This window comes from Rhizobium sp. BK049, from assembly GCF_014193135.1.
In the GTDB taxonomy this organism is placed as follows: Bacteria; Pseudomonadota; Alphaproteobacteria; order Rhizobiales; family Rhizobiaceae; genus Rhizobium.
The window spans coordinates 56,107-70,070 of sequence record NZ_JACHYV010000004.1; the positions used below are offsets into that span (position 1 = coordinate 56,107).

9 protein-coding genes, 1 pseudogene and 1 riboswitch are annotated in these 13,964 nt (G+C 60.5%); of the genes and pseudogenes, 3 read left to right on the forward strand and 7 right to left on the reverse strand.

Annotated features, from left to right (window positions below; translation table 11 throughout):
* Positions 1 to 3: 3 nt before the first annotated feature.
* On the reverse strand, positions 4 to 405 hold the full coding sequence (locus FHT70_RS05485; RefSeq protein WP_097598375.1) for a cupin domain-containing protein: 402 nt from the start codon (positions 403 to 405) through the stop codon (positions 4 to 6).
* Positions 406 to 546: 141 nt separating this feature from the next.
* Between FHT70_RS05485 and FHT70_RS05490 the strand changes: the two genes are divergently transcribed.
* On the forward strand, positions 547 to 1,533 hold the full coding sequence (locus FHT70_RS05490; RefSeq protein ID WP_183699454.1) for an aldo/keto reductase: 987 nt from the start codon (positions 547 to 549) through the stop codon (positions 1,531 to 1,533).
* Between the two features lie 226 nt (positions 1,534 to 1,759).
* Here the strand turns inward: FHT70_RS05490 and FHT70_RS05495 are convergent.
* The 6 genes and pseudogenes from FHT70_RS05495 to clpP form a co-directional block, all read right to left on the reverse strand.
* Positions 1,760 to 3,959: pseudogene (locus tag FHT70_RS05495) on the reverse strand (esterase-like activity of phytase family protein).
* A gap of 92 nt (positions 3,960 to 4,051) precedes the next feature.
* Entirely contained in the window at positions 4,052 to 4,951 is a 900-nt protein-coding gene (locus FHT70_RS05500) for a DMT family transporter (protein WP_183699456.1), read from the reverse strand.
* Positions 4,952 to 5,143: 192 nt separating this feature from the next.
* Positions 5,144 to 5,296: riboswitch (FMN riboswitch) on the reverse strand.
* A gap of 117 nt (positions 5,297 to 5,413) precedes the next feature.
* Positions 5,414 to 5,689, reverse strand: a complete 276-nt coding sequence (gene hupB, locus FHT70_RS05505; protein ID WP_003558438.1) for a DNA-binding protein HupB — start codon at positions 5,687 to 5,689, stop codon at positions 5,414 to 5,416.
* Positions 5,690 to 5,895: 206 nt separating this feature from the next.
* Entirely contained in the window at positions 5,896 to 8,313 is a 2,418-nt protein-coding gene (gene lon, locus FHT70_RS05510) for an endopeptidase La (RefSeq protein ID WP_085777766.1), read from the reverse strand.
* Between the two features lie 402 nt (positions 8,314 to 8,715).
* Positions 8,716 to 9,993, reverse strand: a complete 1,278-nt coding sequence (clpX, locus tag FHT70_RS05515; protein WP_004680013.1) for an ATP-dependent Clp protease ATP-binding subunit ClpX — start codon at positions 9,991 to 9,993, stop codon at positions 8,716 to 8,718.
* Between the two features lie 302 nt (positions 9,994 to 10,295).
* Entirely contained in the window at positions 10,296 to 10,925 is a 630-nt protein-coding gene (gene clpP, locus FHT70_RS05520; RefSeq protein WP_038688182.1) for an ATP-dependent Clp endopeptidase proteolytic subunit ClpP, read from the reverse strand.
* Positions 10,926 to 11,315: 390 nt separating this feature from the next.
* Between clpP and FHT70_RS05525 the strand changes: the two genes are divergently transcribed.
* Both FHT70_RS05525 and FHT70_RS05530 read left to right on the forward strand, forming a co-directional pair.
* The gene (locus FHT70_RS05525) at positions 11,316 to 12,569 is read left to right on the forward strand and encodes a GGDEF domain-containing protein (RefSeq protein ID WP_183699458.1); all 1,254 of its coding nucleotides are present in this window, start codon (positions 11,316 to 11,318) and stop codon (positions 12,567 to 12,569) included.
* A 144-nt stretch (positions 12,570 to 12,713) separates the two neighbouring features.
* Positions 12,714 to 13,958 (forward strand): cytochrome P450, encoded by a 1,245-nt coding sequence (locus tag FHT70_RS05530; RefSeq protein WP_183699460.1) that lies wholly within the window; start codon positions 12,714 to 12,716, stop codon positions 13,956 to 13,958.
* The last annotated feature ends 6 nt before the right edge of the window (positions 13,959 to 13,964 follow it).

Sequence of the window (13,964 nt, forward strand, 5' to 3'; positions counted from 1 at the left end):
AGTTCACGCCTTGCCGGAATATTGTTCGTCGCTGACCTTTTCCATCCAGTCGACATGGCTGCCGTCCAATGCCTCGTGAATGGCAATATGCGTCATCGCCGTGTCCGGGCCGGCGCCGTGCCAGTGTTTTTCGCCCGGCGCAAACCAGACGGTGTCGCCGGCGCGAATCTCGCGAATCTCCCCGCCCCAGCTCTGGGCAAGGCCCTTGCCTGAGGTGACGATCAGCGTCTGGCCGAGCGGATGCGTGTGCCAGGCGGTGCGGGCTCCGGGTTCGAAAGTGACGGAGGTTGCCTTCACCCTTGCCGGCGTCGGCGGCTCGATCAACGGATCCTGCCGAACGGCGCCGGTAAAATAGTCGGCCGGCGGCTTCGTCGAGGGGCTGGAGCCAGCGGGTTTGATCTCCATGATCGTTCCTTTCCATCCATGCTGTTGAAGCTTTACGGTGCGACGATATTTGATCGAGGCGACCGATCAAGACCAGATCGGCAATTGCCGCGCAGTTGCCCGCCTGATAGGCCAAAGCGTTCATAACCTAGGGAGATGTTCATGAAACACCATGCGTTTGGCCGCATGCCGTTCACCGTTACCAATGTCGGCTTCGGCGCCTGGCAAATCGGCGGCTCCTGGGGCGATATCAGCGAGGCGGATGGGCGGGCGGCGCTGAACGCCGCGCTCGATGCCGGTATGACGTTCGTCGACACGGCGGATGTTTACGGCGACGGCCGCTCGGAAAAGATCATTGCCGATGTCCTGAAGACGCGCGGCGGCGAGCGCCCGATGGTCGCAACCAAGGTAGGCCGCCGCCTCAACCCACATGTCGCGGAAGGATATACCAAGGCCAATCTCGAAGGCTTCATCGACCGCAGCCTCAAATACCTCGCGGTCGACAGCCTCGATCTCGTGCAGTTGCACTGCCCGCCGCGCGAGGTGCTTTACCTCCCTGAGGTCTTCGAGGGCCTCGACGCGCTGCAGAAGGCCGGAAAGATCAAGGGTTATGGCGTTAGCGTCGAAAAAGTCGAGGACGGGCTGAAGGCGATCGAATATCCCGGCGTCGTCAGCGTCCAGATCATCTACAACATTTTCCGTCAGCGCCCCGACCATCTGTTCTTCGAGGAAGCACGTCGCAGGAATGTGGCGATCATTGCGCGCGTGCCGCTGGCAAGTGGTCTTCTCTCCGGCAAGATCAGCCGCGAGACGCAGTTTGCCAGCGACGACCATCGCAATTTCAACCGCCACGGCGAAGCTTTCGACGTCGGCGAGACCTTTGCCGGCGTACCTTTCGAGGTCGGGCTGCAGGCGGTCGAGGAAGTGCGCAAGCTGGTGCCGGCCGGCGTCACTATGGCCGCCTTCGCGCTGCGTTGGATCCTGATGGCTGAAGCCGTTACTGTCGTCATCCCCGGCGCCCGCAATGCCGAACAGGCGAGAGCCAATGCGGCCGCAGCCGATCTCGCGCCGCTCTCGCCCGAGCTCATGGTGGGGACGCGCGAGATATACAATCGGCTGATCGCGCCGCATGTGCATCAGCGCTGGTAAGGCTGGAGCGAGTCGCTTTTATTGAAGGCTGCAGCGAGCCGAGAGCGGCCCCTCATCTGTCTGCCGCCACCGACCGGGGTCGCGCCACCGGTTTCGACCCGTCCTCCGGACCCCCGCGAGCGGGGCGAAGGGATATGCCGCACGTGCTTCCTTCACCTCGACGTTGCGCTTGGCACGTCCCCTCGCCCCGTTTTAACGGGGAGAGGGTTAGGGTGAGGGGCAGCTTTCAGTTCGTGGCACTCAGCTCCACCGGAAAGAACAAGGTCTCGCCGGAAGAGTCGCTCACACCGTCATTATCGGTGACAGCGTAAGGCTTGCCGGAGGCGTCGAAGGTGAAGCCTTCGAGCTTGTCGAGCACATAGCCGTTCGTCACGGTCTTGAGTTCGTCGAGGAAGTCTTGTGCTTCGGTCTTCTTCACGACCGGCAGTTCGGCCCCGAGCTTGGCTGGCTTCAGTTCCGAGATCGCCACCTTGTAAAGCTTCTTCAGCCTGGCGGCGTCGCCGACGAGGTTGTCGCGCTCGATGATGTAAACGTTGTCGCCGTGGGCGGAGATCTCAGACAGGCCGACCCAGCCGCTTTCCGTCTTGTCGAGCGGATAGCGCTCGGCGCCCCATTCCTTTTTCTTCGGATTGTAGGAGACGAGCTTGACGAAGCCCTTCTCGTCGTCACTCCACTGTGCGCTGGACGACCATCCACAACGTGGCATCGTCGCCGGTGCCGACAATGGTGACACCCTCGAAGCCGTAGCGAATTTCGTTGGCGGCGAGTTCCCTAGGCAGAGCAATCTCGGCCTTGATGTCGCCCTTGGCATTGACGTTGTAGAGCGCATGCGGGACGAGGCGCTCGCTGTTTCCTTCCGAGGCGAGCCAGAAGGAGCCGTCGGCTGCTACCGCGATGCCTTCGATGTCGAGCTTCTGGGCCGGAGCGCCGTCACGCTTGACGACGAGGGCGTCGGTGATGACGGCCGGCTTCTTGGTTGCGTCGATCGTGTAGATCGTCGGCTGCGAGCCCAGAAAGCTGTCGCTGACGGCGTAGAGCATGCCCGATTTGCCGGGAACGGCGGCGAGACCCGAAAGCGCTGCGAAACCGATCGGATTGCCGTCCTTCTCGGCGGAGACGATCTGTGGATAGGCTTTTTCGCCTTCCGAGCGCTCGTAGATCATTACGTGCGAGCGCACTCCGCCGCCCTTGCCGAGATCGAGTTCATTTGCGGTCGCAAAGAGATTACGCTGGGGGATAGCGATCCCGCCTTCCGGCGAAATGCCCGACGGCAGAAGCTGCACGAGTTCGGGGTCGGCGCCGGTATCCTTATACACGCCGACGACCGAGGCGCGCTCGGCAAGCAGGAAGAAATACTGGTCATCGCCGAACTTGGCGGCTTCGAGACCTTCCGGCTCGACGCCCTTCGATCCCGAACGGCTTTCCGGATAATGGCCGATATGGGCGACGGCGCGTTCGAAGGATGCGCCCGATTCGTAGAGGACCTTGCCCGTCTTGTCGAAGATGGTGAAGCCGCGCGAGCCGCCCTGATAGTCGCCTTCATTGGCGACGACGAGGCGGTTGTCGTCCAGCCACTTCACGGCGTCCGGCTCGCGCAGCACGCCCTTCGATTCGCTCGAGAATTTCAGGGCGCCGTCGCGCTTCGTGTCGATGCCGGAGAGATCGACGCTGCCGGCGGTAAAGTGGGTCTTCTCCTGAGCCGTGTTGGCGTCGATGATGACGATCCCGTTGTTTTCCTGCAGCGTCAGGGCAATTTCATTCAGGCCGTTGAAAGCGACGAATTCCGGCTCCGGATCTTCAGGGGCAACACCGGCGAGACCATTCAGCGCCACATGCTTGATGGTGCCGCAGTCGACGGTGCCGTTGTTGACCTGGAAAACGGCGAGCTCGCCGGCCGGCATCTGCGGGATCTTGCCGTCATTGACCTCTTCGTCGCGTTCGTTTTCGATCGCGATGGCGCCGAGCGTCTTGTCCTTGTTGAGGGCAATCGAATCCGGCTGGCCGCCGAGATCGCAGGTGTGCTCAATCTTTTTCGTCGCCACGTCGACGATCGCGAGGCGGCCGGAGGGTTTGGCCTTGCTTTCGGAAGTGTTGACGGCAACAAGCGCCTTGCCGGCGCTCGAGGTGACCGATGTCGGTTCGCCGTCCATCATCATCGCACCGTCGGCCTTCGGGGCCCTGGCGTCGGTAATGTCGATGAAGCCGATCGCACCGAGCGGGCTGTCGCTATAGATCAGCGTGTTGCCGTCGTCGGTTGCGGTGATGATTTCCGCGGATGTCGGCGAAAGCTTGTCCTTGTCAGCAGGCAGGTTCTGGGCGACCGGGAAGGAGGCGATGCGGTTGAAAACCGGTTCGGCCGCGGCCTGGACGGCAACGGATGCGAGAAGCACAGAAGCGAGCGCTGCCTTGCGCGATAAAATTGTCATGAAATCCCCCAATGTCGAAAGATCGAACAGAGGGGTTTTGCGGGACTGCCATGACAGAGACATGACAGCCCGCGCGTTTTCAGAGATCGGCGTCAGGCCGGCCGACTTTCCCGGCGCATCTCGTTTCGCATGATGAAGAGCGACGCTGAAAGAATGAGCGCGGCGCCCAGCCAGAGATAACCGGCCGGCGCATAACCGAAAAACAACCAGCCGGCGAGCACGTTCAGCGGCAGCTTCAGATCATCGAATGGCTGGACATAGGCGGCGTCGGCACTGGCATAGGCTAGGGTCAGCAGATATTGCGCCACGACCGTCAGGAGGCCTGCCAGAAGGAAGAGCGCGAGTGTCGTGCCTGTCGGTACGGCGAAGCCCGCCGCAAGTGCCAGACCGCCGTTGATCGGCGTCAGCAGCACCAACAGCCAGACGGTGATGGTCTCTGGCCTCTCGATACCGGTCAGGCTCTTGGTGATAAGCGAGGAGGCACCCCAGAGCAGCGCCGAGAGCACCGGCAGGAGCGCCGCCCAGGTGAAACTATCAGACCATGGCTGGAGGATGATCATCGCGCCAGCAAAGCCGACACCAGTCGCTGCCCAGCGGGCCGGGCCGACGCGCTCACCGAGGAACAGGCGGGCACCGAGGATAATGAAGAAGGGCGAGGTCATGACCAGCGCGATCGCCTGCCAGATCGGCACTGAGGCAAGACCGGAAACCCAGGCCTCGACACCAAGCGCGGCAAAGAGGACGCGCACGACGTGTCGCCAGGGATGGTCCGTACGCATGGCCGAAAGGCCTGATTTGCGCAGGAAGGGCAAGGAGAAGAGTAAGGCGAAGGAATATTGCCAGAAGGCTGCGGAGGCCGGCGGAAAGGCGAGCTTCATGGTCAGCCACTGGGTGACGACGTTGAGCAGCGAGAAGGCGACGCCTCCAAGCACCATGAAAGCAGCGCCGGCAACGGCGCGAGATTGCGAGACTGCAAGGGAATTCTGATTCATGTCTTCCATCCGGAACTACAGCGCCGCGCGTCTTTCCAGACGCGCAAAAGACGCTCTAGCGCTTTTAATTGCTGCATAGTTCATCCTTAAATCGATTCCGATTTAAGGAATTATGCAGGCGACCAACATAAATCAGGACGCATGAGGCGACGGCGCGCAGAGGCCGGCAGTCCCCTGCCCGCTCACGGCCATGCTCATTCTCTTTCTTCCGGACTATACCGTCGGCTCCGGAATCGCACCGGATCTGCTGCCCCCTTCCCCGGCCGAAGCTTGAGAAGGCGCTCGCGGGCTCGGGCCACAGCCCTTACCGCCGGTGGGGACATTCACCCCGCCCTGAGAACAGCATCGTTCGTAAAACAAGGCGCTGCCTACGGCAAGCGGCAAAACAAAAGGGGTCCGGCAGCGCCGAACCCCTCGAAATCCTGCTCAGCCGTTCTCGTTTACGACTGCCGGACGATCAAATCAGCCGTTGACGGCGTCCTTCAGGCCCTTGCCGGGCGTGAACTTCGGCACGTTGCGGGCTGGAATATCGACTTCAGCGCCGGTCGACGGGTTGCGGCCCTTTGTTGCAGCGCGATGAGAAACGGTGAAGCTGCCGAAACCAGCGAGGCGGATATCGCCCTTGTTCTTGAGTTCGGCCTGGACAACGTCGAAAACCGCGTCAACAGCGGAAGCCGCGTCAGACTTCGTCAGTCCTGCCTTTTCGGCCACTGCGGACACGAGTTCATTCTTGTTCATGTTTCCACCCCTTTCTAAATGGTATGAAACGACTCAAATCTAAGCTAGGCGCAGAATAGGTTTCATCAGGCCCGCCGGGAACCCAAAAGCCCTGCAAATCAAGGAAAAGCAAGCGTCTCCATGACGTTTTCACAAAAAAGGCTGGCGTTTCCGCCAGCCTTTTTGCGTCTTTTGCTTCAATCGGGCATAAATGTGGCAAACGCCACTCAATGCGCGATCGTTGCGCCCGTATCATCGAGGCCTTCGACCGACGTGATGACGGGCGTTTCCACCGTGCCATCCCACTCGATCGGCTCCGGCCGACGGATCAGCGCATGCTTGATCACCTCGCCCATCCGCGAGACCGGGATGATCTCCATACTGTTCTTCACGTTATCCGGAATCTCCGCCAGGTCCTTTGCGTTTTCTTCCGGAATCAGCACTTTCTTGATGCCGCCGCGAAGCGCTGCCAGCAGCTTTTCCTTGAGACCGCCGATCGGCAGCACCCGGCCGCGAAGGGTGATTTCACCGGTCATGGCCACATGCTTGTTGACCGGGATGCCGGTCATGATCGAAACGATGGCGGTTGCCATGGCGACACCGGCCGACGGGCCATCCTTCGGCGTCGCACCTTCCGGCACGTGCACGTGGATGTCGTTCTTTTCGAACATCGGCGGTTCGATGCCGAAATCGACAGCGCGCGAGCGGACGTAGGAAGCCGCCGCCGAGATCGATTCCTTCATGACGTCCTTCAGATTGCCGGTAACCGTCATGCGGCCCTTGCCCGGCATCATCACGCCTTCGATGGTCAGCAGCTCGCCGCCGACTTCCGTCCAGGCAAGGCCGGTCACGACGCCGACCTGATCCTCGCCCTCGGCTTCGCCATGGCGGAAGCGCGGGACGCCAAGATAGTCGGCGATGTTGGCGGCCGTCACGTGAACGGACTTCGTCTTGCCCTTGATGATCTCGGTGACCGCCTTGCGGGCGAGCTTCATCAATTCGCGTTCGAAGCTGCGGACACCGGCTTCGCGGGTGTACTGCTGGCTGATCGCCATCAGGGCATCGTCGCTGACCGAGAATTCTTCCGGCTGCAACGCATGTTCCTTGATAGCCTTCGGCAGCAGGTGCCGCTTGGCGATCTCGCGCTTTTCATCTTCGGTGTAGCCGGCGATACGGATGATCTCCATGCGGTCCATCAGCGGTGCAGGGATGTTCAGCGTATTCGCGGTCGTGATGAACATCACATCCGACAGGTCGTATTCGACTTCCAGATAGTGGTCCATGAAGGTCGAGTTCTGCGCCGGATCGAGCACTTCGAGCAGGGCCGAAGACGGATCGCCACGGAAATCCATGCCCATCTTGTCGATTTCGTCGAGCAGGAAGAGCGGGTTGGACTTCTTCGCCTTCTTCATCGACTGGATGACCTTGCCGGGCATCGAGCCGATATAGGTGCGGCGGTGACCGCGGATTTCGGCTTCGTCGCGAACGCCGCCGAGCGCCATGCGGACATACTCACGGCCGGTCGCCTTGGCGATCGACTGGGCGAGCGAGGTCTTGCCGACGCCCGGAGGGCCGACGAGGCAGAGGATCGGGCCCTTGATCTTGGTGGCGCGAGCCTGCACGGCGAGATATTCGACAATGCGTTCCTTGACCTTGTCGAGACCGAAGTGATCGGCCTCAAGGATCTTCTCGGCATTGTTGAGGTCGGCCTTGATCTTCGACTTCTTGCCCCACGGAATGCCGAGCAGCCAATCCAGATAATTGCGCACGACCGTGGCTTCCGCCGACATCGGGCTCATCTGGCGCAGCTTCTTCAGCTCCGCCTCCGCCTTTTCACGGGCCTCCTTGGACAGCTTGGTCTTGGAGATGCGCTCTTCCAGTTCGCTCATCTCGTCGCGGCCTTCCTCGCCGTCACCGAGCTCCTTCTGGATCGCCTTCATCTGCTCATTGAGATAATATTCGCGCTGGGTCTTCTCCATCTGGCGCTTGACGCGCGAGCGGATGCGCTTTTCGACCTGCAGCACCGAGATCTCGCCTTCCATGAAGCCGAGAGCCTTTTCGAGACGCTGCTTGACGCTCGTCGTCTCCAGCATCTCCTGCTTCTCGGTGATCTTGATCGACAGATGCGAGGCGACCGTATCGGCGAGCTTGGAATAGTCGTCGATCTGGCTGGCGGCACCGACCACTTCCGGCGAAATCTTTTTGTTCAGCTTCACATAGCTTTCGAATTCGGAAACGACCGAGCGAGACAAAGCTTCCAGTTCGACAGGATCGTCATGGGGCTCCTCGAGCACATGGCCGAGCGCCTCATAGAAATCCTCACGGCTCGTATAAGTGTCGATCTCGGCGCGGGCGCGGCCTTCGACCAGAACCTTGACGGTGCCATCAGGCAGCTTCAGCAGCTGCAGCACGTTTGCCACGGTGCCGACATTGTGGATCGCCGAAGGGTCCGGATCATCGTCGCTGGCGTTGATCTGCGTCACCAACATGATCTGCTTGTCCGAGCCCATGACCTCTTCGAGCGCACGGATCGACTTTTCCCGTCCGACAAACAGCGGCACGATCATATGCGGGAAAACCACGATGTCACGCAAAGGCAGAACAGGGTAGGCAGTGCTGCTCGCTACAGACGTTTTCTTCGTCATTTTTTATCCTTTCCATCGTCCCGTTACCGGGCTCTTTGCACGGCCGCTTGGGATCGGCCGGCACTCTCACTTGGCCTACAAGTGGAGGTTCTTACTATGCTTTTCAAGCCACGCTAACGCCCGCGTTCCCCGTATATGACAGCTTCGTTACAACGGAACACCAGCACTATGAAACGCGTGGCTGGACCGGCGCTTACCACTTCCGACCCGGCTAAATACAACGCCAGCAATACACTCACGGAATCACTGCATCATTGCAAGCACCGCCCCTTGCGCAACATCGGCAAAGGCAAGCTCCAGTTCCCACCGGCAAAATACTAACAGCGCCTCGCATGGTTTTTCAAATAGAAAGGGGCTCGCCCATGGCAAGCCCCTTAAAATAACGGTGCGAAAACCATAAGATTACGCGGAAGCGTTGGCTTTTTCTTCCTGACGATCGGCATAGATGTAGAGCGGACGAGCCGAGCCGCGCACCACCTCCTCCGAGATGACCACCTCGCGCACGCCTTCCAGCGTCGGCAGTTCGAACATCGTGTCGAGCAGGATCTTCTCCATGATCGAACGAAGGCCGCGGGCGCCGGTCTTGCGCACGATCGCCTTGCGGGCGATTTCACGCAATGCATCCTCGTGGAAGGTGAGTTCCACATCTTCCATCTCGAACAGCCGCTGATACTGCTTGATCAGCGCGTTCTTCGGCTCGGATAGGATCTGGATCAGCGCGTCCTCGTCGAGATCCTCGAGCGTCGCCAAAACCGGCAGACGGCCGATGAACTCGGGAATGAGGCCGAACTTGACCAGATCTTCCGGCTCCAGTTCGCGCAGGACTTCGCCGACGCGGCGATCGTCCTGAGCTTTCACAGTCGCGCCGAAGCCGATCGAAGTCTTCTCGCCGCGGGCGGAGATGATCTTGTCGAGGCCGGCGAAGGCGCCGCCGCAGATGAACAGGATGTTCGTCGTGTCGACCTGCAGGAATTCCTGCTGCGGGTGCTTGCGGCCGCCCTGCGGCGGAACGGAAGCGACCGTGCCTTCCATGATCTTCAAGAGCGCCTGCTGCACGCCCTCGCCCGAGACGTCGCGGGTGATCGACGGATTGTCGGACTTGCGCGAAATCTTGTCGACTTCGTCGATGTAGACGATGCCGCGCTGCGCGCGTTCGACGTTGTAGTCGGCCGCCTGGAGGAGCTTCAGAATGATGTTTTCGACATCCTCGCCGACATAGCCTGCTTCTGTCAGCGTCGTCGCATCCGCCATGGTGAAGGGAACGTCGATGATGCGGGCGAGCGTCTGGGCCAGATAGGTCTTGCCGCAGCCTGTGGGTCCGACGAGCATGATGTTGGACTTCGCCAGCTCGACTTCGCCGTTCTTGGAGGCGTGCGCCAGGCGCTTGTAATGGTTGTGAACGGCGACCGACAGGATCTTCTTCGCCTGCCGCTGGCCGATGACGTATTCATCGAGGACCTTGATGATGTCCTGAGGCGTCGGGACGCCGTCGCGGGACTTGACCATCGAGGACTTGTTCTCCTCGCGGATAATGTCCATGCACAATTCGACGCATTCATCGCAGATGAAGACGGTCGGTCCGGCAATCAGTTTCCGGACTTCGTGCTGGCTCTTTCCGCAGAACGAACAATAGAGGGTGTTCTTGGAGTCGCCGCCGTTGCTGCCGCTGACCTTGCTCATATCACTTTCCTTCCAGCACGCCGCATTTCAAGGCGAAATCGCGGTCCACTCTATCAGCTCCTGGCGGCACTCCGTTTCCGGAGCCTTTGCCGAGAAGGGCTTCAGGGGCTACAAACCGGTCCCAATCAACCATGTCAGGGTTCCGGTGGCAACGAATTCCCCTTCGAATGCCAAATGCTATGTCATAAAAATTCAACATAGCATTAATAGTTACTATTAGCGTCTTCGTCGCCAGTTGAAAGCCTTGTTCGATCACAAATGAGATAGAACTGTGGCGAGGAAAACACCATCCCAATTAATTACTAGGCCTGCTCGCCTTCCATCTCGAGGCGTGATGTCAGAACCTTGTCGATGACGCCCCAGCCCTGGGCCTCGTCCGCATCCATGAAATGGTCACGATCGAGCGTCTTTTCAACTTCCTCGTAGCTGCGGCCGGTGTGCTTGACATAGACCTCGTTCAGCCGGCGCTTCATCTTTAGGATGTCGCGGGCGTGGCGCTCGATGTCCGAGGCCTGGCCCTGGAAGCCGCCCGAGGGCTGGTGAACCATGATGCGGGAATTCGGCGTGGCGAAGCGCATGTCTTTATGGCCGGCCGCCAGCAGCAGCGAACCCATGGACGCGGCCTGGCCGATGCAGAGCGTCGAAACCGCCGGTTTGATAAACTGCATAGTGTCGTAGATCGCCATGCCCGCGGTGACGACGCCACCGGGAGAATTGATGTAGAGAGCGATTTCCTTCTTCGGGTTTTCCGCCTCGAGGAAGAGAAGCTGGGCGCAGACGAGCGTCGCCATGTGATCCTCGACGGCGCCGGTCAGGAAGATGATGCGTTCCTTCAACAGACGGGAATAGATGTCGTAGGAGCGTTCACCGCGGTTGGTCTGTTCGACGACCATCGGCACGAGGGCCATTGCGGTATCAACTGGGTTTCTCATGTGCGTCCTTTGTCAACGTCATGCCGGCACGCCGGGAATCAAAGAAAATGTCTTATCCCTACATAGAGTGTCCCTGCCCTCCTCTTCAAGACACGCATTGGGATAACGTTAAGAAGACGGGGCAGGGCCCCAGGGCTTGGGCGCCGACAGCCTCTTTCTCGCAAACTCCTGTCGGCCGCGAGCCCTCGATGTCGTCTCCCCTCGCTTTTCTCCATGACAGAATGAAGGAACTCCATTCGACAGCGCTCAAGCACGTTTACCCAACGGAAAGCCTATCGCCAGATACCGGCCGAAAATCATGCCGCAGTGCAACGACATTAAGGAAGTGGCGAGCTTCCTCCGCAAGAATGCGGGCCAACAGACAAGGTCGACGGGCAAGGGGTTGCTGCCGTGTTCAATATCGCTACAGGTCTCGCCATCTGGTGTTCGGAGGCCATGACACTCGCTCTGGTGCTCTTCGTCGCCTGGCGCCACAATGTCAGAAATGAAGCCTATCTCTATTGGGGCCTGGGCTTCTTTCTGACTGCCATAGGCTTTGCGATGATCTCGCTGCGCAGCGAAATCCCCAGCCTGTTTTCCATCGAGGTGGGCAATGCCATCGCGCTGCTCGGCCAGAGCGCCTGGGTGGCGGGTTTTCTCGCACTCGACCGCAAGAAGATGGAATGGTGGGCTCTGCTGCCGCCGGCAATCTGGCTGGCCGGGGTCTTTCTGCCCTGGGTCAACACTGATTATTCCAACCGCGTCGTGCTCTATAATCTCGCTTCGGCGACGGGCGCCACGGCATTGGCCATGGCGGTGGCCGCCGGCGACATCCGCCGTGAGCGCACCCGCACTAAGCTTATGGGAGTGTTCGTCATCCAGGGCTGCCTGTGTTTCGGCTCGGCGCTGACGATGGCGGTTACGCTGCCGAGCGATATCGAGGCAACTAATCTCGGCGGCGTCTCGGCCATGGCAAGCGCCTTCCTGCTCACCATCGCCTTCGCGCTTACCTGTCGACTGGTGATGGAGCGCTCCGAACGGCATCTGCGCGCCATGACGCTGACCGATTCCCTGACCGGCGTGCTCAACCGCCGTGGCCTGCTCGGCTATTTCGAGTCAATCCAGGAGAGAGCCCATAGCGAGCAGCGGGAGGTCGCGGTGATCCTTTTCGACCTCGATCATTTCAAGCGCGTCAACGACCGTTTCGGCCATCAATCCGGCGACGCGGTGCTCACCGCCTTCGCGCGCATGGCCCGGCAATATATTCCAAACAACATCTTCGGCCGCATGGGCGGGGAAGAATTCGCCGCCTTCGCAGCCGTCGCGGATCAGACGGAAGCCGAGGCGATCGCCGAAGCGATCCGTACCGAATTCTGCCGCCTTCCCGTCAGCACTGGCGAAGCAATCGTTCCGGTCACGGTGAGCATCGGCATCGCGCTCGCCTCCTCGATCGAAGCCAATATCGACAAACTGATCTCAGCCGCCGACCGGGCTCTCTATGCGGCCAAGGCCGCCGGCCGCAATTGCACGGTCACCTTCGGCGAAGAGGAAGCGGCGGCTCCAGCGCCAGCCACGCCGAGCACCACCGCTGGCGAACTCGTGCCCACGGTCGACGACCAGGTCGAGGCGCTGCGACGCATGGGCACGCTGTCACGGGCCGGTTAGCCGCAAGTCTGAAACAGATTCATTCCCCAGGCTTATACAAAAATCTCGATATGGTCAGCGCGTCTGATCGGGCGTGCCCGGCTTCCGCCGGCCTTTCTCTCCCGCATCTTTTACAGGTCGGAGAAATCCGTTAAGCCTCAACGCATGACCATACCGCCCTTTCTCTCGATCGATCGCGCCAGCCGCCATGTCTCGCTGGATGCTCGCAACCCGGCCTTCTATGGCAATCCGAACGCCGTCTATGCGGCTCTTCACGCCCACTGCCCGACCTTTTACTGGGAGGAGCAGAAACAGTGGTTCTTCACCGGCTACGACCATGTGAACGGACTGTTGCGCGACCGCCGCTTCGGCCGGCAGATCCTCCATATCGCCAGCCGGGAGGAGCTAGGCCTCGCCGAGCCGATGCCGCATCTTGAAAGTTTCGATCTCTCGGAACGTTACTCCCTGCTCGAGCTGGAACCGCCGGAGCACACGCGTCTGCGCACGCTCGTCAACCGCGCCTTTGTCTCCCGTCATGTCGAGAAGATGAAGCCGGAGCTTGTCGAGCTTGCCAATCGGCTGATCGACGGCTTTGCGGAGAAGCGCGAAGTCGAGCTGCTCTCGGCTTTTGCCGACATCATCCCGGTGACGATGATTGCCCGCATGATCGGCATCCCCGACGATATGGGGCCGCAGTTGCTCGCCTGGTCGCATGCCTATGTGCGCATGTACATGTTCGGCCGCACACGCCAGCAAGAAGAAGAGGCCGAACGGGCGGCCAGAGAATTTTCCGACTATGTCAGAGGGGCAATCGCCGAACGCCGGGCAGAGCCTCGCGATGACCTGCTGACCCACATGATCCGCACGGAGCACAAGGGCCAGTATCTCACTGAAGAAGAACTCATTTCAACGACGATCGTGTTGCTCAATGCCGGCCATGAAGCGACCGTGCACCAGATCGGCAACTCCGTGCACACCATCCTCAACAGCGGTCGAGATCCGGCAGAACTCTTCCGGGACGATGCGGCGACGGAGCGCACCATCGAGGAGACCCTGCGCATCTGCGCGCCCGTCCACATCTTCCAGCGCTGGGCGCTCGAGCCCGCGGAGATCGATGGCGTCTCCTTCCAGCGCGGCGACAAGGTAAGCCTCATCCTCGCCGCCGCCAATCTCGACCCGGCGAAATTCACCGATCCCCTCGCCTTCCGGCCCGACCGCAACGAGGCGCCGAACCTCTCCTTCGGCGCCGGCATCCATTTCTGCATCGGCGCGCCATTGGCGCGGCTGGAACTTAACGTCGCGGTGCCGATCCTGTTCGAACGGCTTCCCGGCCTCAGGCTGGCAAAGACGCCCCTCGTCAAGGACGTCTATCATTTCCACGGGCTCGACCGCCTGGATCTCCGGTGGTGATCGGCA

Excerpts from the sequence above, each read along its gene's own strand:
- FHT70_RS05485 (WP_097598375.1), bottom strand. The coding sequence starts at position 405 with ATGGAGATCAAACCCGCTGGCTCCAGCCCCTCGACGAAGCCGCCGGCC.
- FHT70_RS05490 (WP_183699454.1), top strand. The coding sequence starts at position 547 with ATGAAACACCATGCGTTTGGCCGCATGCCGTTCACCGTTACCAATGTC.
- FHT70_RS05500 (WP_183699456.1), bottom strand. The coding sequence starts at position 4,951 with ATGAATCAGAATTCCCTTGCAGTCTCGCAATCTCGCGCCGTTGCCGGC.
- hupB (WP_003558438.1), bottom strand. The coding sequence starts at position 5,689 with ATGAACAAGAATGAACTCGTGTCCGCAGTGGCCGAAAAGGCAGGACTG.
- lon (WP_085777766.1), bottom strand. The coding sequence starts at position 8,313 with ATGACGAAGAAAACGTCTGTAGCGAGCAGCACTGCCTACCCTGTTCTG.
- clpX (WP_004680013.1), bottom strand. The coding sequence starts at position 9,993 with ATGAGCAAGGTCAGCGGCAGCAACGGCGGCGACTCCAAGAACACCCTC.
- clpP (WP_038688182.1), bottom strand. The coding sequence starts at position 10,925 with ATGAGAAACCCAGTTGATACCGCAATGGCCCTCGTGCCGATGGTCGTC.
- FHT70_RS05530 (WP_183699460.1), top strand. The coding sequence starts at position 12,714 with ATGACCATACCGCCCTTTCTCTCGATCGATCGCGCCAGCCGCCATGTC.